At 53.7% G+C, this 18513-nt stretch carries 14 protein-coding genes; 3 read left to right on the forward strand and 11 right to left on the reverse strand.

Annotated elements, in window-relative coordinates; translation table 11 throughout:
• Positions 1 to 12 precede the first annotated feature (12 nt).
• The 6 genes from AC0LWF_RS06890 to AC0LWF_RS06915 all read right to left on the reverse strand — a co-directional run bounded on the left by AC0LWF_RS06890 (position 13) and on the right by AC0LWF_RS06915 (position 7329).
• Positions 13 to 795, reverse strand: a complete 783-nt coding sequence (locus AC0LWF_RS06890) for a sugar phosphate isomerase/epimerase family protein (RefSeq protein WP_474650808.1) — start codon at positions 793 to 795, stop codon at positions 13 to 15.
• Between the two features lie 30 nt (positions 796 to 825).
• Complete coding sequence (locus AC0LWF_RS06895) at positions 826 to 2823, reverse strand: alpha-galactosidase (protein ID WP_474650809.1); 1998 nt, start codon at positions 2821 to 2823, stop codon at positions 826 to 828.
• 90 nt (positions 2824 to 2913) lie between these two features.
• Complete coding sequence (locus AC0LWF_RS06900) at positions 2914 to 4215, reverse strand: ABC transporter substrate-binding protein (RefSeq protein WP_474650810.1); 1302 nt, start codon at positions 4213 to 4215, stop codon at positions 2914 to 2916.
• 39 nt (positions 4216 to 4254) lie between these two features.
• Positions 4255 to 5139 carry a carbohydrate ABC transporter permease gene (locus AC0LWF_RS06905; RefSeq protein WP_474650811.1) on the reverse strand — a complete coding sequence of 295 codons (885 nt, stop codon included), beginning with the start codon at positions 5137 to 5139 and terminating at the stop codon, positions 4255 to 4257.
• Complete coding sequence (locus AC0LWF_RS06910) at positions 5136 to 6050, reverse strand: carbohydrate ABC transporter permease (RefSeq protein ID WP_474650812.1); 915 nt, start codon at positions 6048 to 6050, stop codon at positions 5136 to 5138. Before AC0LWF_RS06910 ends, AC0LWF_RS06905 begins: the two co-directional genes overlap by 4 nt.
• A gap of 448 nt (positions 6051 to 6498) precedes the next feature.
• Positions 6499 to 7329, reverse strand: a complete 831-nt coding sequence (locus tag AC0LWF_RS06915; protein WP_474650813.1) for a helix-turn-helix transcriptional regulator — start codon at positions 7327 to 7329, stop codon at positions 6499 to 6501.
• 197 nt (positions 7330 to 7526) lie between these two features.
• Here AC0LWF_RS06915 and AC0LWF_RS06920 point away from each other — a divergent pair, with 197 nt between their 5' ends.
• Positions 7527 to 8471 carry a zinc-dependent alcohol dehydrogenase gene (locus AC0LWF_RS06920; protein WP_474650814.1) on the forward strand — a complete coding sequence of 315 codons (945 nt, stop codon included), beginning with the start codon at positions 7527 to 7529 and terminating at the stop codon, positions 8469 to 8471.
• 17 nt (positions 8472 to 8488) lie between these two features.
• A complete protein-coding gene (locus tag AC0LWF_RS06925; RefSeq protein WP_474650815.1) occupies positions 8489 to 9502 on the forward strand; it encodes a zinc-binding dehydrogenase in 1014 nt (337 codons plus the stop codon).
• 422 nt (positions 9503 to 9924) lie between these two features.
• Here AC0LWF_RS06925 and AC0LWF_RS06930 read toward each other — a convergent pair whose 3' ends face one another.
• Positions 9925 to 11550, reverse strand: a complete 1626-nt coding sequence (locus tag AC0LWF_RS06930; RefSeq protein ID WP_474650816.1) for a glycoside hydrolase family 140 protein — start codon at positions 11548 to 11550, stop codon at positions 9925 to 9927.
• A 154-nt stretch (positions 11551 to 11704) separates the two neighbouring features.
• Between AC0LWF_RS06930 and AC0LWF_RS06935 the strand changes: the two genes are divergently transcribed.
• On the forward strand, positions 11705 to 11899 hold the full coding sequence (locus AC0LWF_RS06935) for a cysteine-rich CWC family protein (RefSeq protein WP_474650817.1): 195 nt from the start codon (positions 11705 to 11707) through the stop codon (positions 11897 to 11899).
• 91 nt (positions 11900 to 11990) lie between these two features.
• Here AC0LWF_RS06935 and AC0LWF_RS06940 read toward each other — a convergent pair whose 3' ends face one another.
• From AC0LWF_RS06940 to AC0LWF_RS06955, 4 genes are all read right to left on the reverse strand, one after another.
• Positions 11991 to 12818 carry a phytanoyl-CoA dioxygenase family protein gene (locus AC0LWF_RS06940; RefSeq protein ID WP_474650818.1) on the reverse strand — a complete coding sequence of 276 codons (828 nt, stop codon included), beginning with the start codon at positions 12816 to 12818 and terminating at the stop codon, positions 11991 to 11993.
• A gap of 333 nt (positions 12819 to 13151) precedes the next feature.
• Entirely contained in the window at positions 13152 to 15473 is a 2322-nt protein-coding gene (gene metE, locus AC0LWF_RS06945) for a 5-methyltetrahydropteroyltriglutamate--homocysteine S-methyltransferase (RefSeq protein ID WP_474650819.1), read from the reverse strand.
• 150 nt (positions 15474 to 15623) lie between these two features.
• On the reverse strand, positions 15624 to 16532 hold the full coding sequence (locus AC0LWF_RS06950) for a LysR family transcriptional regulator (protein ID WP_474650820.1): 909 nt from the start codon (positions 16530 to 16532) through the stop codon (positions 15624 to 15626).
• Positions 16533 to 16682: 150 nt separating this feature from the next.
• On the reverse strand, positions 16683 to 18353 hold the full coding sequence (locus AC0LWF_RS06955) for a DUF4091 domain-containing protein (RefSeq protein WP_474650821.1): 1671 nt from the start codon (positions 18351 to 18353) through the stop codon (positions 16683 to 16685).
• Between the last annotated feature and the right edge of the window lie 160 nt (positions 18354 to 18513).

Here is an 18513-nt window from a genome sequence, read left to right on the forward strand (position 1 = left end):
ACGCCCTCAGAGCTAGAAAATCATTTTACGCATGAATTCGATTGTGAATTGAACGCCGCGGTCGCCAAGGTCGCCATTCCAAACGTCGGAATGCGGCTCGATCGACAGTCCGCCTTCATAGCCTTTGCCGTACAGCACAGCCATGAAAGTGCCCCAATCCGTCTGGTCAAGACCCGCCGGCGGATCGTCGAAGCGCTGACCGTCGATGATGACGGAGCCTTTGATATGAACATGGCGGAACTTATCGCCCCATTTACTAGCTTCCTTCAAGTAGTCGCGGCCCGCATAACGGGAGTGCGACGGATCATATTTAATGCCAAGCTGCGGCAGATGGCCGTGAACGAGCTTCCATGCTTCCTCGTTATCTACGAAGTTGTTCCAGTTGCAGTTGTATACGGCAACAGCTACGCCTTTCGAAGCGCCATACTCAAGCACCGCGCTCAAATATTCAATCGCAAGCTTCACATTATCGAAGTAAGAAAGCTCTTCTACATAGTTGACGCCGCACACAAAGTTCGGGCAGCCAAGCTCAGCCGCCGCATCGATCAGCTTGCGTGACTTCTCCAACTCTTCCGCGTTTACGCCTTGCGCGTTAATGCGCTCGGAGCCCCAACGGCCAATGGAAGCTACGCCTACGCCAGACTTCTCGCTCGCTTGCTTCAGTTCAGGCACGCTCGCCGCGAAAGCGTCGACGTCCTTCTCCACATTGATGCAGAACTCGAGAAACTCCAAACCTTTTGCCTGTGCGTCATAGAACCGTTCTGCCACAGCTTCAGCAATAATACCTAATTTCATCCGAAATAACCTCCGTTTATTAATAATCGATTAGAGCTTCTTCAACCGAATGAGAGCGGATTCTTCCTCCTCTAACCTATCAAAAAGAATCCCGTCTTTCAATAAAGAACCGCCTGCAATCTGCACAACCTTCGACTCTTCACCAGACAGCCATGTCAGCTCATACGCTGCATCAGCTTCCAGCTCTTGCAGACGAATCGCACGCGATGCTTCGCCGCCTGGCAAACGGAAAACGAATAACAAATGGTCATCCCCGCCTAGCATGCTGTACTGGAAAGCCGACCAACGGTCGCCCTTGCCGCCGCGCCCCGGCTGACCAGTCAACCGGTACAAATCCGCCCCGAGTACAAAAGGCTTCACTTCCGACTTATACACGTCAATATGATGAGCCAAACGCGCCTTCATCCACTCCGGCATCTCAGGCAGCTTCTGCGAAATGCCGAAGCCGCGCAGCATCGCAATACGCGTATAATAGTCGAACTGGTATGGCTTCAAATTTACGTCATGCGGGTTGAATAGCTGAAAATCATTTTTCCAACGAAACTCCGAATAGCTCCAATGCAAGCATACATCCGGCGCCAGCATCGTCGTTGCTCCCCAGAACACCTGCAAGCTGTGCTCCGGATAGTCCGGGTCGCTCAGGAACGTCGTATGTGTTTGCTGCATAATGCCGAGATCGATCCGCAGACCGCCCGAAGAACAGTTCTCCAAAATCACTTCCGGATGCTTGGCTCGAATATCCCGAAGCACGCTATAGTAGCCGTTGTAATGCTCGAACAGCCCGTCCCCTGCGCCATGTCCATGATCGGTGCAATTGCAGCCTGCCCCCGGATCGAGGTTGAAATCCAGCTTAATCCATTGGCTGTCATATCCCGTTATCAGTCGATCCAACGTGTCGAACGCCCACTGCCGCACCTCTGGATTGCCGAAGCAGAGATAACCCAGCGATTCGCCCTCTCTTCTCGCCACATAGGAAGGATGCTTCTCCGCCAGCGCCGCCGACTTGCCGACCGCTTCGATCTCGCACCATAGACCGAACTTCATGCCGTGTCCATGCACATCGTCCGACACCGCGCGGATGCCGCTCGGGAACCGCTTCTCATTGACCATCGACCAATCGCCGCGAAGCTCATACCACTCCGACGCTTCTTCGGAAGGACCGAACCAGCCAGCGTCGAGCGTACAAATATCGATGCCGAGCTTCGCCGCTTCAGCCGCATTCGCCCGAAAAATATTTTCATTAATACCTTTATCCTCGTAGCTCCACCAATGATTCCACTCCATCGGCATGGAACGGGAGAACTCATTATGCGGGTACCAATATTTTCGACCAACTCTAGCAAAAGCGATCGAAGTGCTATTCAGATCCCCGCCACTGCCGGCAGCAATGGCAACATGAACGCTCTCCATCGCTTCGCCAGGCGCAAGCGTCTTGAAGAACTCCCAGTCGCTCAATCCACCGCTCACATGATACCCGCTTTGAGCATCGTCGCAGCCGCCGTCATACTCACACCTCAGCTGCCAGTTCCCCGACCACATCGGCGACACCGTCAGCACTTCGCCATCAGCCCCGAAGAGCGACATCCACGGATGTTTCCCTTTGGACGAACGACCTGAACGCGTCTCGAGCACAATAGACTCGCCAGCGAGCGGCTCCACGACAGGCTCGAATTCCGCGCCCCAATCGCTCGTATAATGCATGAGCTTCCATTCGGTCTGCGGGAGCTGAAGCGTGAACGAATCGACGCGCCCGATTGTGACCGGCGCTTCCCCGTTATTTCGTATGACGACCCAACGCTCGACTAGCGTAGTGTCCGTATAGCAGACGAGATGACTCTCGATCACAAGCGTTGCAGGCTCATAGAGATACGTCGCCATTCTATGCTTCTTGTCTGCTGCAGCATTACGCTCCTCGGTGCGGTCAAGCACAATCCCATCCGAAGTGCTGTCTACACGTAAACCGTCAACATGTACGGCAAACTCATAACTCTCTATCAAACGACTCTCTATCCAGTTACTTTCTATCAAAGCTCCATTCCTCCCCGTCGCACCGTCTGCTAGAAGCAAGGGCCGCGCCTTAAAGCAGAAGATCCACTTTAACGCGCAGCCCTTAGTTCATTATTTCTTCGAAATGATCTCGTTTACCTGCTCGTCCATTTTCTTCAGCGCGTCATCGACTGTAATCTTATTCGCGAAGATTTGGTCTGTAATTGGTGCGATCGCTTTATCTTGCGCTTCACGCCATTTCAGGTGATACAGGTCGCCGACAATACCGTACTTCATCCAGTCGAAGCGAGCGGTTTGGTAACCAGCCGGCGCCCATGCAGGCGTCTCTACCTTCGACAATGCATCCTTGTTCACCGGAATCCACGATTGCTGCTTCGCAAGCGTTTTCTGGTTCTCGGTCATCGTCCACTTGATGAATTCCCAGGCTTGATCCGGGTGCTTCGACTTCTCTGTCATTGCATAACCGCCAACCCAGTAAGGAACGACACGTTTGTCTTCCCACATCGGCATTGGAGCCAGGTCCCACTTCAGATCCTTCTTGTCCTTGAGGTTGCCAAGATCCCAGTCACCGCCAACATACATCGCGATCTTGCCTGTCAGGAAGTCGCCGCCGAGTGCGCTCGATTGTGCCGCATCTGGAGCTACATGGTACTTGTAGATCAAGTCTTGCAAGTATTGCAGAGCGTTCTTCGTCTCAGGCGTGTTGAACGATAGCTTCTCTGGATCGTGAATGTCCGGAGCGAGCGCGCCGCCCTGCTCTTGGCTCAGTGCCATCCAGCCCCACCATGCGCCAAGCGACATCGTCGTGCCGAACTGCGTTGTTTTGCCATCCTTCGTAATGGTCAGCTTCTTCGCAGCCTCGAGGTAGTCGTTCCAGTTCCAGTTCTCGCTTGGATACTCTACGCCTGCTTTGTCGAACAAATCTTTATTATAGTAGAGAACGAGCGTTTGATAGTTTTCAGGTGCGACGTACATGTTGCTGCCGTCGAATTTGAATGGCTCGAACAGCTTCTCGTCGTAGTCGCTCATCTTCAGATCGCGGTCGAAGTAAGGCTGCAGGTTCTTCATAAGCCCCTTCTTATACCAAGCGTATGCCGGCACGTCCCAGTAGAACAGGTCAACAGGGGAGTTCGAAGCCATCGACATCTCGATCTTCTTGAACGTCTCGTCCCATGGGAGCAGCGTCATTTTGACCTGAATGTTCGGGTGTGTATCGTTAAAGCGTTTCACTTTATCTTTCTCTTCATTATCAAGCGCAGGGCCGTTAGACCAGCGGATGAAGTTCAGATCCACCTTCTCGTCCTTGCTCGCACTGTTGCCATTATTGGAAGAATCGCTGCCGCATGCATACAACATAGAGGATAATGCCACGATCGAAGCCAACCCTAAAGCCGCTTTGCTCTTACTAAACATACCCAATCCCTCTTTTCTGTATATTTCGTTATATGGTGGTTAACCTTTGACGCCGGTGAATACCATTCCCTTGACGAAGATGCGCTGGCAAAGGAAGTACAGAGTTACGCATGGTGCAATCGCATAGAGTGACGCGGCCATGAGCAAGTGAAGATCTGGCGCGCTGCGTGCGGAGCCTTGGAAGTAAGAGAGTGCGAGCGCAAGCGTGCGCTTGTCCTCATCCGTCAAGTAAATAAGCGGTGTCATAAAATCATTCCAAGTCCCCATGAAGGTGAACACGCCAACCGTTACGAGCACAGGCTTGCTGAGCGGAACCATGATTCTAGCCCAGATGCCGTACGTCGTGCAGCCGTCGATCCGCGCCGAATCTTCAAGCTCATACGGGATACCCATGAAGAATTGACGCATCATGAAGATGTAGAAAGCGGTTCCGAACCAAGCCGGAATGATGAGCGGTTTGAACGTGTTCACCCAGCCCAGCTTGTTGAAGAACAGATAGATCGGCACCATTGTAACGGCACTTGGCAGCATCATCGTAGCGAGCAGCAGCATGAAGATGAAGTTGCGGCCCGGCGCTTGGAGCCGTGAGAAGCCGTAGGCGGAGAAGGAACAGGAGAACAGCGTTCCTGCCATGACGAGCACGACGATAATGAAGGAGTTCCATGTATAATGCGCGAACGGGAATGTTGTGAAGGCTTCTTTGTAGTTCTGCCATTGCGCCGGCGACGGAATCCACTGCGGAGGGAAGACATACACATCTGCCTTCCGTTTCAGCGAGGTGGAGATCATCCATGCAAAAGGAATCAGGATGACGATCGAGCCCACGCAGAGCAGGAAATAACTGAAGAGCTTGGAAAGCAGCTCCGACTGGCTTCTCGAAATCCGTTTGCGAGCAGGCGCGTCGCTTTGTGTAATCGTACTCATTTGGCGCTCCTCCTGTTCCCTTCGTAGAAGACCCACATCGGTGATGATTTAAAGACGATAAGCGTAAAGGCCAAGATGATCAGGAACAGCACCCATGCTAGCGCAGACGCGTATCCCATATTCAAGTAGTCGAAAGCATTACGGTACAGGTACAGCACGCTGAACAATGTCGCGTTGTTCGGGCCGCCCGCTGTCATAATGAAGCCTTCCGTGAAGACTTGCAGAGCGCCGATGATACCTGTAATGAGGTTGAAGAAAATAACCGGTGACAGCATTGGAATCGTAATGTGACGGAATTGCTTGCGTTTGTTGGCGCCGTCGATCTCTGCAGCTTCGTACAGATCAGTCGGAATGCCTTGCAATCCGGCGAGGTAGACGAGCATGCTGCCTCCTACGCCCCATAGTCCCATGATGATAATTGGAGGGAGCGCCCAATTCTCTTCGATGAACCATTTTGGCCCTTCGAAGCCGATGAGGCCGATTGCCCAGTTGATGAGACCGAAGTCTGGGTTGAAGATCCACTTCCACAGCAGCGCTACCGCTACCCCCGACATAACAGCCGGCAAGTAGAAAATCGTCCGGAAGACGAAGATCCCTTTCACATTCTTGTTAAGCAATAGCGCGAGCGCCAACGAAAAGACTAAGTTAAGCGGAACACTGACCACGGAATAGGTAAGCGTTACTTTCAACGACTGCCAGAACAGCGAATCGTGGATCAGCTCGATGTAGTTGTCCAGACCGACCCACTTCGGCGAGCTAAGAATGTCATACTCCGTAAAGCTGAAGTAAGCGGATGCCGCGATTGGGCCGAGCATAAAGAACAGTAGGCCGAGAATCGCCGGGCTCATGAAGACATAACCGTCCACAGCTTCACGTCTTGACCTCGTCCACCACTTTTTCTTTGTATTCATAGTCGATTCACCCCCAGGTATAATACAAACTGCTGTTTATTCAATTTTTCCAAAACGTTTCGGAAAATGGATACGATAATCTCTTGAATGAATGAGCTGCTACTCCTTACAACACCTCTCACGGTTCCCCCAAGCGAGGTGCGGCGGTATGCGTGACGGCTAACAACCTCTTAATGAATGATAAATGAGAGCGTTTACGATTATGACATGACTTCTCTCTATTATCGTGCCCGCGCACATTGCAATGCAGCTGTCCACATGGATCCTTAGCTCATACCATATGTACATCTATCGTTTCCGGCATCTAAGCAATGTCCGAAACGATTCGGAATCTTTATATGAACCTCAGTATAGGCGATGATGAATGCGTTTGCAATAGAATATTGTAAAAAATATATTGTTAACAATATAAAAGTTTCAGTTGACACTTCATTTGATACAGGTGATTTCAAGGCGAAGATTCATTTGCTGCCTGCTTTCTATACTCGCTTGGTGCAAGGCCGAAGCTTCTTTTGAATAGGCGGCTGAAGTAATGAATGCTTTGATAGCCGCATGCGTTTGAAATTTGCTGTACGGACATCGTTGAGTGGAGCAAATATTGCGACGCAGCTTGAACGCGCAGCTCGTTCAAATACGCCAGTGGCGTCTTCCCCGTCTGCTGACGGAACAGCCTAATGAGATAGGACGGATTGTAGTGGGTATAATCAGCCAAAGTCTGGAGTGTAATCGGCTGTGGAAACACGGACTCCAAGAAGCGCAGCACTTCCGTTACCAGCATCTCGCTCGTTGGGTATGCCGCCTGAGCCTGTTTGGAATCAACTGCCCGATTGCTGCCGATCAGCACGAGCAGCTTGTGCAAGTCTGCTAGCAGCGCTTCTTTGAAGAGCTCCTCCGGCAGTGCGGCTTCTGCACGAAAGAGCATCCGAGTTGCTTCGAAAGCTGACCGCATCGCAGTATAGGGCGAACTCTCCCAGTCCAGCTCGCACTGTTGCCGGTTCCAGCGGTAGATGCCCTCGATTGCCGGCAGCCTATCCTCTTCTTCGGCCAGAAACTCGACAAACCAATAGCTGAGCCTGTCCGAGCGCTGAATGAGTTGATGAGGCGTGTTCGGCAATAGAATGAACATTGCAGTGCCCCTCACTGGATAGGAGACCCCGGACCATACTAGCTCTGCCTCCCCCTCCGTGATGCATAACAGCTCGCAATAAGGGTGAATTCCGCCAGCGCGATTTCCTATACCACCGATTGCGTCCAAGTAGCCATGCTTCCTGAGCTTCATAACGAACACCTCATCATTAGAAGATGTCAATATTGTGCAAATCATATCATGATGCCTAACGCCCGTATACGGTGCATTTTGTGACAAATCAGGGGAGTAGACGATATTGTGCAAAGACAATCGTACCCTCAGGACCTATTCTAGAAGCAGGGAACAGCTATGCGAGCGCATGATTCGGGTAAAGGAGCTGCGTGATAATGAAAGCGATTCAAATTACGGGTAAGGGCCTGTACGAAGTGATTGACACCGCGATACCTGAGATTAAGGACGATCAAGTGCTCGTTAAGGTGCGCCTCGTTGCGACTTGTCCACACTGGGACATCAGCATGATGGGCGGCAAGGATATGTTCGTAGCAGGTCGTTCCCCTGACTACCCACTCCCGCCTGGCTTCCCCGGCCATGAAGCAGTCGGTGTTGTGGAAGCGGTCGGAGCAAGCGTTCAGGGGATTGCGGTCGGCGATCGCGTCGCCGCGCTGGAGCATCTCCCCGGCCAAGGCGCCTATGCGCAGTACATGGCTTACCGCGAAGGAGATTTGCTAAAGCTGCCCGATACGATATCGGATCGCCGCGCTGTATCATCCGAGCTGCTCAAATGCGTCATGTACGGCCTTGATCAGTTCGGTGACTTGCACGGCAAGTCGATCCTTATTGCAGGACTCGGCCCTGCGGGGATGCTCGCGATGCAGCTCGCTGCGCTATGGGGCGCGAATGTGACGGGGATCGACGTCAATGCGGAGCGCGTCGCGTTTGTGAGGGAGCTTGGTCTTGGCGAAGCTGTTGTCGCCGATGAGCTTGGCGACCGCCAATTCGACCTTGGCTACGACTGTGTCGGCGCGGCAGCGTCAGCCCAGAACGTGCTCAATCGTACGAAGGAGCACTGCGTAATCTTCGGCGTACTTCGCGGTGACATTACGTATCCGGCATCGTACTGGTTCACCGGCGTTCGTCTGGAATCGTTCCGGTATCATCCGGCGACCGCGCGCGACCGCAGACTGCTGCTAGATGCGCTAAGCCGCCCATCGTTTAATACGGAATGTTTACAGACGGAGCAGGTCTCCTTTGCTGATTATGCTCAGGCAGTGGAACGATTGCGGGCACAGCAAGCGGTCAAAATTTGCTTCGATCCCGGAGAACTCGGCTGAAGGAGGCGAAATGCATCATGAAAGCAAGAGCAGTCGTGTTTGAGAATAAGAATGATATCGCCGTGCGCGATGTGGAGGTGCCTGAGCCGGGAGCGCGTGATGTCGTCATTGATGTGGCGCATTCGTGGATCAGCATTGGGACGGAGTCGTCTTTCCTCCGAGGGGAACGCATCTCTGGCGAAACGCCATATCGGGAAGACGGCCCGTGGCCATTTCCACAAGTCGCCGGTTATCAGAAGGTTGGACGGGTTACGCAGGTTGGCGCGTTAGTTGATCATGTGAAGCCGGGCGATCTCGTATTCGCGACGGTGAGCAAGGTAGACGGCATGTATTTCGACTTCGCCGGTCATATCAATCCGGCGGTAACCGACGGCAGCCAAGTGTGGAAGCTGCCTGCAGATGGTCGAGGCGCAGTGGCGTACGCCGGGACGGTGCTCGCGCAGGTCGGATATAATTGCGGCATTCGGCCACCAGTCGAGCCAGGCGATATTGCCGTCGTTATTGGCGACGGGCTCGTCGGCCACTGGGCCGCGCAGACGCTCGCGCACCGCGGAGCACAGGTGTATCTGCTCGGGCATCGGGCAGAGCGGCTCGCGTTCGCCTCGGCTGGCGGATATGCCGTGCCGATCGATGGCGTGGATGTTGCCGTGGAAGAGATTCAGCGTGGAAGTTCAGGGAACGGACAAGTGGTGTCAATCGTCGTGGATACGGTCGGGCATCTCGGGACGTTCAGAATGCTGCAGCCGCTTATGAAGCGTGACAGCCATCTCGTCTCCGCCGGGTACCTCGGCGAGCAAGGGTCTATTGATATACAGAAACTGCGTGAGCAGGAGATTACGCTGCACACTCCTTCCGGCTGGACGGAAAGCCGCATCGATGCGACGATCGCAGCCATTCGCGAGGGATGGCTCATGACCGAGCCGCTCATCACGCACCGCTTCGCCGCCGAAGATGCGGCGCAGGCTTGGGCGCTTATTACAAGCAAGGGCAGCCCTTGCTTGGGGGTTGTTTTGGATTGGGATATGCGGTGAGGCGAGAGTTCAATTTTTCATCTCTCAGAGCAACACAGTGGCTGTTCTGGAACTGAGAGTAATGTTTCTCGACTCTCAGGGTTTCAAAACCATCCTTTCGGTGTGTCTTGGGTGCTGAGAGTTCGATTTTCCAACTCTCAGAGCAATACAGCGGCTATTTTGGAACTGAGAGTAATGTATTTGGACTCTCAGAGTTCCCTGCAGATCGAATTGGCAAACGTTGAGATGACAGTGTTCTCTCAGCTGTTTCTTATCTTGGTTTGGGCGCTGGGAGAGCATATTCGCTCTCTCAGCGCCAATTTGGCTGTGAAGTAGCGTACCTGCTACTCCTCTTTCATCATTTTCCACCTAAACACTAAACTGACCAATGTAGCGTATCTGCTAGCGCCTTAGACTCTCTTCGTGCATAACTGCGCGCCTCGTTATCCAATCCGCCCAAGCACGAGAACCCAGTCTTGGAAAATCTTCGCCGGACCGGTCTGCCACTTGCCGTCTTGGCTTGGGGTGATTCGCCCGTAGTCGTACTCGTCGCCAGTCGCCGGATCGAAGAAGAATGCCCGGTACGCCGCCTCCGATTCCGGCTCGAGCGACAGCACTTCGACTCCGCCAAACGCCATCAGGAACGGTGCGTAGATGACGCGTACCTCACCTGGAATACCGGCAGCGTACGGCTTTGCCATCAAAGGCGCACTCTCCGGCGCAGCAGGCACCCACTCCGGATGCGGCTCGAACGACCACCACGCGTAGCGCTCGAGCAGCTTTTTGCCAAGACCGACCTGCCTTGATCCGGGAAGCTGCGCGGCTTCCTTCCAGAACGTGTGACCCCAGGCAACGCCATGCGGGGAAGGTCCATACGGCTTATCCTCCGCATTCACCTGCCAGATGCCGTTCGCCCCATAGGTATGACCGCATGCACCGCTTAGCATCCCTGTCCAGAAAGTAAACCGCTGCACTTCCTGAAAGCTCGTGCCGCCAATTCCCTCATAACAAACCTCCGAATTGATAACCGGCGTCCGTGGCTCCCTCGCGACTGACTCCTGAATCATTTTCACCGTTGGTTCCAGCGATATGTACGCCCCATGTCCGGTCTGCAGCATGTCGAGGTCAAGAATCGAGGCGTCTTCTACCATATGATGACCGTACCCCGTTGGGTGAATGGTCACCAAGCGCCCGAACGGATCGGTATCCCGCACATAGGCTGCCATCGCGGTCCATTCCTGCTTCATCCGCTCCACATAATGTGCCTTCTTATCCGGCTCCTTGAACGAATCCCACTGGTAATACGGCATATCCGCCTCACCGGCGAGACACCACGCAACCGGATACGCGCCATATCTAGCGATCAAATGCTCCCACTGCTTCCGAATAACATCCCGCCCGGCAAAATCCAGATAGTAGCCCCAGCAAGCGACGATACAAGGCATAAGCCCCGCTTCAACCATCCACTCAAGCTTCCGATCTGCATAATCGAAGAACGCTGGATTGATGCGCGCAAAACCCTCTTCCCACGCCTGCCCGCCTTCGTTACCACCGCGCGGGTCGAAGGGCCCCATATCCGGATACAATCCGGCGACAACCTGCACGACCGTATAACCTTTGTTAACGCGGTCCTGCGCGAGCCACTTTACATCGTCCGGCCACTTCAGCCGGTCCGTCAGAGACATCCACCACGTATCGCCGAGCCAAAAGAACGGCGTGCCGTCCGCATACGCAAGATGCTTCCGATTCGCTGCTGCACGCGGGCTGCCATGACGATACAGCGGGTTTGCACCTTCATAAGGCACAACCTCAAGCGCCCCTTCTTGATTGTGCAGCGACGCATTGCCGGTATCCGAGCAAATTGTGCGATACCGGTGAACACCTGCTTCGCTTGAGGAATAGCGCAGCTTCCATGTCTGCTCCCCAGCCCAGAAGGCGGGTACGAGTCTGACGCTGCCGCTCGGCGAGGTCACCTCTGCTTTTACACTAATTTCGTGAAAAGGATCTCTATAGCTGCGTTCAGATTGGAACACCCATTCATTGACGATATTTTGCATAACCGAAGACAATGCTTAACACCTTCCCTCTCTCAAAATGGTAGTGTCCGCTGTGCATGATATGTGTATAATTTTAATTGTAGCGTTTCCGTAGCGGATGTCAGTGTTCATTCTTTACTTGTTTTACAAGCTTGCGGGCGGTGTTGGTGTAGAAGGAGGAGCGAAGATGAGTGAGCCTCAGCCAAATTACGTATCGGCGTCGGAATGTCCGCTCTGCCGGCAATCGAACCGGTGCGAGGGCAATGAATCGTGCTGGTGCAGCAGAGAGAAGTTTCCGAAGGAGTTGATCGCTCTTGTGCCGGAGGAGTTGAAGGGGAAGGCGTGTATATGTGAGGCGTGCTTGCATGCTTTTACGAAATAAAGAAGAGGCTTTGCCACGCATGTGAAACGCTGGTCGGGAATCCGAATGGCGCTTCGCTTAGGGGCAAAGCCTCTTTATCTTGTTGTTAGTTCTAGTTCTGGATGGCTGGGACGCCGATTCGCTCATTGCGAACGAGACGCTTCGCCTTGTCAGTCAAGCTGTCATACGTTTCCTGCGGAATTTGGATGCCGCCCGGATGGCGAACGGCTGCTGCTAGCGAGTAGATCAGCGCGATGTTCGTTCTCGGCTTATCGGAGCGGTTCGGCGTGCCGCGGTGCCACATCCGATCGTCGCGGATCATAATGGAGCCGGCAGGCATCGTCGCTTTGAACGATTGCATATGCTCTGCAAGCACGGACTTGTCATGCGCGTTCGAGCTGTACCACTTGTCTGGATGCAGATGCGTGCCGCCAGACCATACTTCCATCGGGCCGTTCTCGAGCGTTACATCGACCAGCGGGTAGTTGACAACCAAGTTCGTGATCGGCAAATTCGCCTCGCATTGGTCGCCGAATCTCGCGCCCATATCGGCATGAACCTTTTGCGGCTGCGTACCTTGAGGCATCGAGGTGTTGGAAGCGAAATAAGTAAGCATGCAGTCGGAGCCTAGAATCTGCTCGACAACGTCAAGCACGAACGGATTCGCGATAATGGATTCATCACAGAACGGTTTCTCAAACGGCACATAAAGACCGATATGGTTCGTTCCGTCATGGAAGCCCTCTTCGAGGGTGAAGTTGTTCTTGACCATAAAGCTCGTCAGCTGATCGCCCATATGGCTGTTCAGCAGCTCCACTTGCGTTCTTGGCATTACTTCTTCAAATAGCACATACCCGTTAATCCGAATGAGCTGTACAGCCAGCTCAATGGTTTCCGGCTTCAGCTTGCCGGATGCCAATTCTTCTGCGCTTAATTTCACTTTAGTCCCATCCCATTCCTATTCAATCTTCCTTGCTAGTCTATAAAATAACAAAATACATGAAGGATGGAAAGGGGCGATGAGAAAATTGAAAGCGGATTACTTAATTCTGTATCCTGCCAGCACACCCATGTGTCTCGTCTAACGAACTCAGTTAACGTTATTGGCTCGTTTTTGCTAGGGAAAATAACGTAACGAAACGGGGAGTCGCTATTTGCTGCAAATAGAGCCTTTCCCCCCGAAAAATGCCTCAATAGCGACGATACGATTCGTTAGAGGTTTGCATGAAAAAGAACCACATGCCTCCCGACATGCGGTCCTCTTCCCCCTTCATTACTGCTGCACAGCCGCCACGCCATACTTCGCTCTCGCCTGCCCTGTCGCCTCGATCATGTTGCGCAGCGCTGCGATTGTCTCTTCCGCCTTCCGCGTCTTAAGGCCGCAGTCGGGGTTGATCCAGAATTGTTCCGGCGCAAGGACGCGCAGCGCACGGTCGATCATGCCGTTCATCTCGTCCACTGTCGGAACGCGAGGACTGTGGATGTCGTAGACGCCAAGGCCGATGCCTTTGTCATACGTTCGCTCCTCGAAGCTCGCGATCAGCTCGCCGTGGCTGCGGGACGTTTCAATCGAGATGACGTCAGCGTCGAGCGCATGAATCGCCTCCATAATTTCGCCGAACTCGCTGTAGCACATATGTGTATGAATTTGCGTCTCGTCCTGCACCGTCGAAGTAGCGAGACGGAATGCGCGGACCGACCAGTTCAGATAGACCGGCCAATTCTCCCGCTTCAACGGCAGCCCTTCCCGAATAGCAGGCTCATCGACTTGAATCATGCCGATGCCAGCGGCTTCGAGCGCTTCGACTTCCTTGCGGATCGCAAGCGCGATCTGGTATGCGACTTCTTCGCGGGACAGGTCGTCACGCACGAACGACCAATTCAGGATCGTAATCGGTCCCGTCAGCATTCCTTTCACGGGCTTCTCCGTCAGCGACTGGGCATACACCGTCTCCTGCACCGTCATCGGCGCAGTGAACGCCACATCGCCGTAGATGATTGGCGGCTTCACGCAGCGCGAGCCGTATGATTGCACCCAGCCTCCTGCCGTGAAAGCGAAGCCTGCCAGCTTCTCTCCGAAGAACTCCACCATGTCGGTCCTCTCGAACTCGCCATGCACAAGCACATCAATTTCCAGCTCCGTCTGAATATCGATCCATCGCCGAATCTCCGCTTGAATGAACTGCTCGTATTGCTCGGAGCTCCACTCGCCTTTTCGCCATTTGAACCGCGCGCTGCGCACCTCCGGCGTCTGCGGGAAGCTGCCGATCGTCGTCGTCGGCAACAGCGGTAGCTGCCAGCGCTGCTGCTGTGTGACTAGACGCTCCGCGAACACGCTCGGTCTAGCAAACTGCTCTGGTCCCAGATCCGCCACACTCGCTCCCTCGACCGCAGACCCATCGCCACCACCACGCAACGAGCCGCGAATGCGTCCAAGCGCCTCTCGATTCCACACCGAAGCAACGCATTCTTCCGTAATCGACTCAATGCCATGCTTCGCCCCTCTTACAAGCAGCACCAGCTCTTCGAGCTTCTCATTCGCGAACGCGAGCGCCCCGCGCAGTGCTGGATCAAGCCCCGCCTCCCGCTCCGCGCTTACCGGCACATGCAGCAAGCTGTTCGATGGCTGCACAATAATACACTCATCTGCGACATGCGCACGAATGCGTCCAAGCAGATCGAATCGTTCATGCAGATCCGACCGCCAGATTCCGCGCCCGTCGACGATTCCTGCACCTAGCACTTTCCCTTCAGGGAAGCCTTCCGCTTCCAACGCCTGCAGGTTCCGCCCGTCACTATCGTGCACGAAGTCAAGTCCAATGCCATCAACCGGCAGCTGAACAACTTCCTTGTAGTAGTCGACTGCTTCGAAATACGTCTGCACCAAGATGCGAATATTCGGAGCAAGTCGCTTTAATTCCGCATAGATTCGTTCAATATTCGCCAGCTCATCGGCAGCAAGCGTCGACGATAGAATCGGCTCGTCAATCTGCACCCAAGCCGCGCCTTCTGCCGCAAGCTCATTCAGAACCTGTCCGTACAACGGGAGCAGCGCATCAATCCAGCCTGGGAGCTCCTCTGACGTGTAGCCTTTGGACAGCTTCAGGAATGTATATAAACCAACCAGCACCGGCCGGCCTTCAATGCCAAGCTCCTGCTTGCCTTCACGATAAGCATCGACAAGGCGATTGCGTGTCAGCTTTGGCGTAAGTCCCTTCAGCTCAGGCACGATGTAGTGGTAGTTGGTGTTGAACCATTTGGTCATCTCGCATGCAGCAGCGCCTTTGTTCCCGCGGGCCATCGCGAAGTAGAGCGGCAGATCGATCTCGCCTGCTTCATTTGTCCAGCCGAACCGCTGCGGAACAAGGCCGAACATAACCGCTGTATCGAGAATGTGATCATAATACGTAAAATCACCGACTGGAATAACATCAATGCCAAGCGACTGCTGGATCTTCAAGTTGCTAAGACGAATCTCGCGAAGCTCATCGCTCAGCTCTCCCTCTGTACGTCCACCTGCCCAATGATGCTCGAGTGCCTTCTTCCATTCCCGGTTCGCACCGATGCGGGGATATCCCAAATTTGCGCTTAACATGCGACTTTCTCTCCTCTCAATCTCTGCTAACAAGTTGATAAGGAAAAGATACCACGATCGTTCAGCTATCAAGTAACGCCTATAATCTATTCCCTGTTATAGCCAAAAGCTATACCACAGACCTGCCTGCCTCCAGCTCCAGCCATTCCCCTACTTCGCATCTGCAACCGACTGTTTCAGCGCTTCCACATATTCCAGCGCCAGCTTCGACAGCGCCGCATTGCGATGGCAGATCCAGCCGACATGAAGCGTCTCCTCGCTCTCGAGCGGAACCGGAATGATCTCGTTACCGTTCAAATCCGCGCTAAGCACACCTGTCGAGATCGTGTAGCCGTTCAGACCGATTAACAGGTTGAAAAGCGTCGCCCGGTCATTAACCCGAATGCTCTTCGGATGCTGACGCGTGCTCAAGATTTCCTCGGCAAAATGAAACGAGTTGTACTCCCCCTGCTCAAAGTGCAAATACGGATAGTCCTTCAATTGTTCCAGCGACACCGACTTCTGCTTCGCTAGCGGGTTGTAAATGCTCACGAACACATGCGCTTTCGCAGTGAACAGACCGTTAAACACCAAATTCGCGTCCCGCAGCAAACGGCCCATAACCGCTCGATTAAAATCATTCACATACAGAATGCCTATTTCGCTGCGCTGCGTGCGAACATCCTCAATAATCTCATGCGTCTTCGTCTCCCGCAGCGCGAACTCGTACTCCGCTTGGCCGAACTGCTGCACGAGGTTCACGAATGCGTTCACCGCGAACGCATAGTGCTGCGTCGATACGGCAAAATGCTGCGGAGTCGGCTTCGCATTCTTATACCGGCTCTCCAACAGATCCGCCTGCTCTACGACCTGGCGAGCGTAGCCGAGAAATTCCGCGCCTGCATTGGATAGCGAGATGCCTTTGTTCGTCCGCTCGAAGATCGTAATCTGAATCTCCGCTTCGAGCTCCTTGATTGCGTTCGATAAGCTCGGCTGCGAGATGAACAGCCGCTTCGCCGCCTCATTAATAGAGCCGCGATTAGCCACTTCAATGATGTACTTAAGCTGCTGCAACGTCATTTCTAGCCCTCTCCTGTCGCCGAATATTTTGCTACAAGTGTACACCTCATTCAGCGCAAGCAGCAACAAAACAAAGCCCCCGCACACGTATGAGGCGCGCAGAGGCTCTTCACCTAGTAGCTCTATCTATAGAATCACTGCCCTACTCTATTATTCCGATATTTTCGCCCGAATTTGCATATTCACCCACTCGCGCTTCGCGAGCAGCCACTCCGCTTCACGCGGATACTCGCTGAACGTAATCGGCGTCTCCAGTCCCTCTTCCAATCCGGCGAGCACGTACTCTCTGCCATACAACTGTTCCAGCAGCTGAAGCGCACGCAAGTCTTGAAGCGCCTCATAGAACACCTCTAGCCGAATGGACTCGATTGGCGCTTCCTCGCTCGGATACACCAAGAACGCATCGCCGGAGACAAAAGCATAATTCGCATCTGTGTTCCGGAACGGATCAATCGGCTTCGTCGAGTATTGCGCGTACCAGAAGTTATAGCCCCAGTGGAGGAAGCCTTCGATCTGGAATTTGTAGAGCTGTATGCCGAGAATCCGGTTGCGCGCCGAAGGCATGCTGAAGAACCGGTTCGACACTTCCTTATATTGGCCGCAGCAGTAGTACGTCCATAACCCCGCGACTCCATTCTCGATAAACGGCTCAATGTGATTGTTGGCCGGGATCGGCTTCTTCACGAGTCCCTTCTCGTAGAAAGCATAGTCCGAGAGCGCATCGATGATCGGGAACTCTTGCAAAATCTCACTCACCATGCCGCTCGCGCTGCTGTACGACTCCAAGTGATCAATCGACGGTTCATCAGAGATGTGGAAGTAGCAGCTCTGCTGCAAATCGTTCTGCTTGATCCAATCGACGAGTGCAGGCAGAAACTGCGCAATGAACGAACGATACGCATCGCCTGACGCATCTGTATCCCAACCGAAAATCTGCTTCTCTTGCCCATCTGACGTGGTCGCTACGATCTTCGGCGCATGCTTCGCTCCCCACTGCGTGAATAGATGCGAAATTTCGAAGTACTCGATACCTTGTCTCCGGCACAGTTGGACCCATCTGCCCAGCTTCTCGAACCCGAATTGGTACGTGCCGTCATCGGCTGCATTCACATCGACCAGCTGCACCGTCGGACGCTCGCCCCCTACCGCCGTATCCAGCGGAGGCGTAAATACAGGCGTTAGAATCATGTTCATGCCGTGCTTCGCCGCTGTGCGTACGTATTTCTCAATCGTTTCCCAGTGCTTCTCGCTGAAGACGGGAACGCCGAAGTGAGTCGCCAGACAATCGGTGTGGAACCATTCCGTATGCATAAGCGTCTGCTTAGGCAGAGCGGCAGCCAGCACGTCAAGTTCAAACGCCGCTGATCCAAGCAGCTCACCCCGTTCATTCTCGAATGCGAGCTCGATTGTGTGTCTACCGGCTACAGGCTGCTTTTGGGCCAGATCCACAGTCACCCAGATTGCCCGCCACTGGCTTGGAAATGCAATGATGCCAGCCTTCGTGTCCACTTCGAATAATGGATCCGGGAACAGACCAGGCACTGCGCGCAGAACATGCTCGTCATGATCCTCGTAAACAGGCAGCTCCGAAGGAACGAGGCCGACGGATCGAATGGAGATGACGTCGCTGAGCGTGCTGCGGACCTTCACCCCAATCCCTTTGAGCAGATGCTTCGAGCGATAAGCCACTTGGAAAGCAAATGTTTCGTTCGCAAGCGCAGACGCTTGCTGATGCGGCGGCGCACTAAGCTCCTCATCGGCGAACACTTTGGCGAGCGAGCTAATAGTACGTAGTTCAAATGCTAGATTAGCCGTTGTCATCGGTTCAACGTACTCCCTTCATTTTTTTATCGAAATATAAGCAGCCGTATATCGTTGCGGAAGACATAGCTTCTCCGCTCCTTTTTGAGCTTAAGTAATCGTTTCCAAATTCATCATAGCACTCCAATCTATGGATGTGTAGAACAAAAAACTGCCCTTA

The sequence above is a fragment of the Paenibacillus sp. sgz302114 genome (assembly GCF_056120345.1).

What these genes read in the sequence shown, in the direction of transcription:
- AC0LWF_RS06890 (WP_474650808.1), bottom strand. Translation starts at nt 795, where the DNA reads ATGAAATTAGGTATTATTGCTGAAGCTGTGGCAGAACGGTTCTATGAC.
- AC0LWF_RS06900 (WP_474650810.1), bottom strand. Translation starts at nt 4,215, where the DNA reads ATGTTTAGTAAGAGCAAAGCGGCTTTAGGGTTGGCTTCGATCGTGGCA.
- AC0LWF_RS06905 (WP_474650811.1), bottom strand. Translation starts at nt 5,139, where the DNA reads ATGAGTACGATTACACAAAGCGACGCGCCTGCTCGCAAACGGATTTCG.
- AC0LWF_RS06910 (WP_474650812.1), bottom strand. Translation starts at nt 6,050, where the DNA reads ATGAATACAAAGAAAAAGTGGTGGACGAGGTCAAGACGTGAAGCTGTG.
- AC0LWF_RS06915 (WP_474650813.1), bottom strand. Translation starts at nt 7,329, where the DNA reads ATGAAGCTCAGGAAGCATGGCTACTTGGACGCAATCGGTGGTATAGGA.
- AC0LWF_RS06920 (WP_474650814.1), top strand. Translation starts at nt 7,527, where the DNA reads ATGAAAGCGATTCAAATTACGGGTAAGGGCCTGTACGAAGTGATTGAC.
- AC0LWF_RS06925 (WP_474650815.1), top strand. Translation starts at nt 8,489, where the DNA reads ATGAAAGCAAGAGCAGTCGTGTTTGAGAATAAGAATGATATCGCCGTG.
- AC0LWF_RS06935 (WP_474650817.1), top strand. Translation starts at nt 11,705, where the DNA reads ATGAGTGAGCCTCAGCCAAATTACGTATCGGCGTCGGAATGTCCGCTC.
- metE (WP_474650819.1), bottom strand. Translation starts at nt 15,473, where the DNA reads ATGTTAAGCGCAAATTTGGGATATCCCCGCATCGGTGCGAACCGGGAA.
- AC0LWF_RS06950 (WP_474650820.1), bottom strand. Translation starts at nt 16,532, where the DNA reads ATGACGTTGCAGCAGCTTAAGTACATCATTGAAGTGGCTAATCGCGGC.
- AC0LWF_RS06955 (WP_474650821.1), bottom strand. Translation starts at nt 18,353, where the DNA reads ATGACAACGGCTAATCTAGCATTTGAACTACGTACTATTAGCTCGCTC.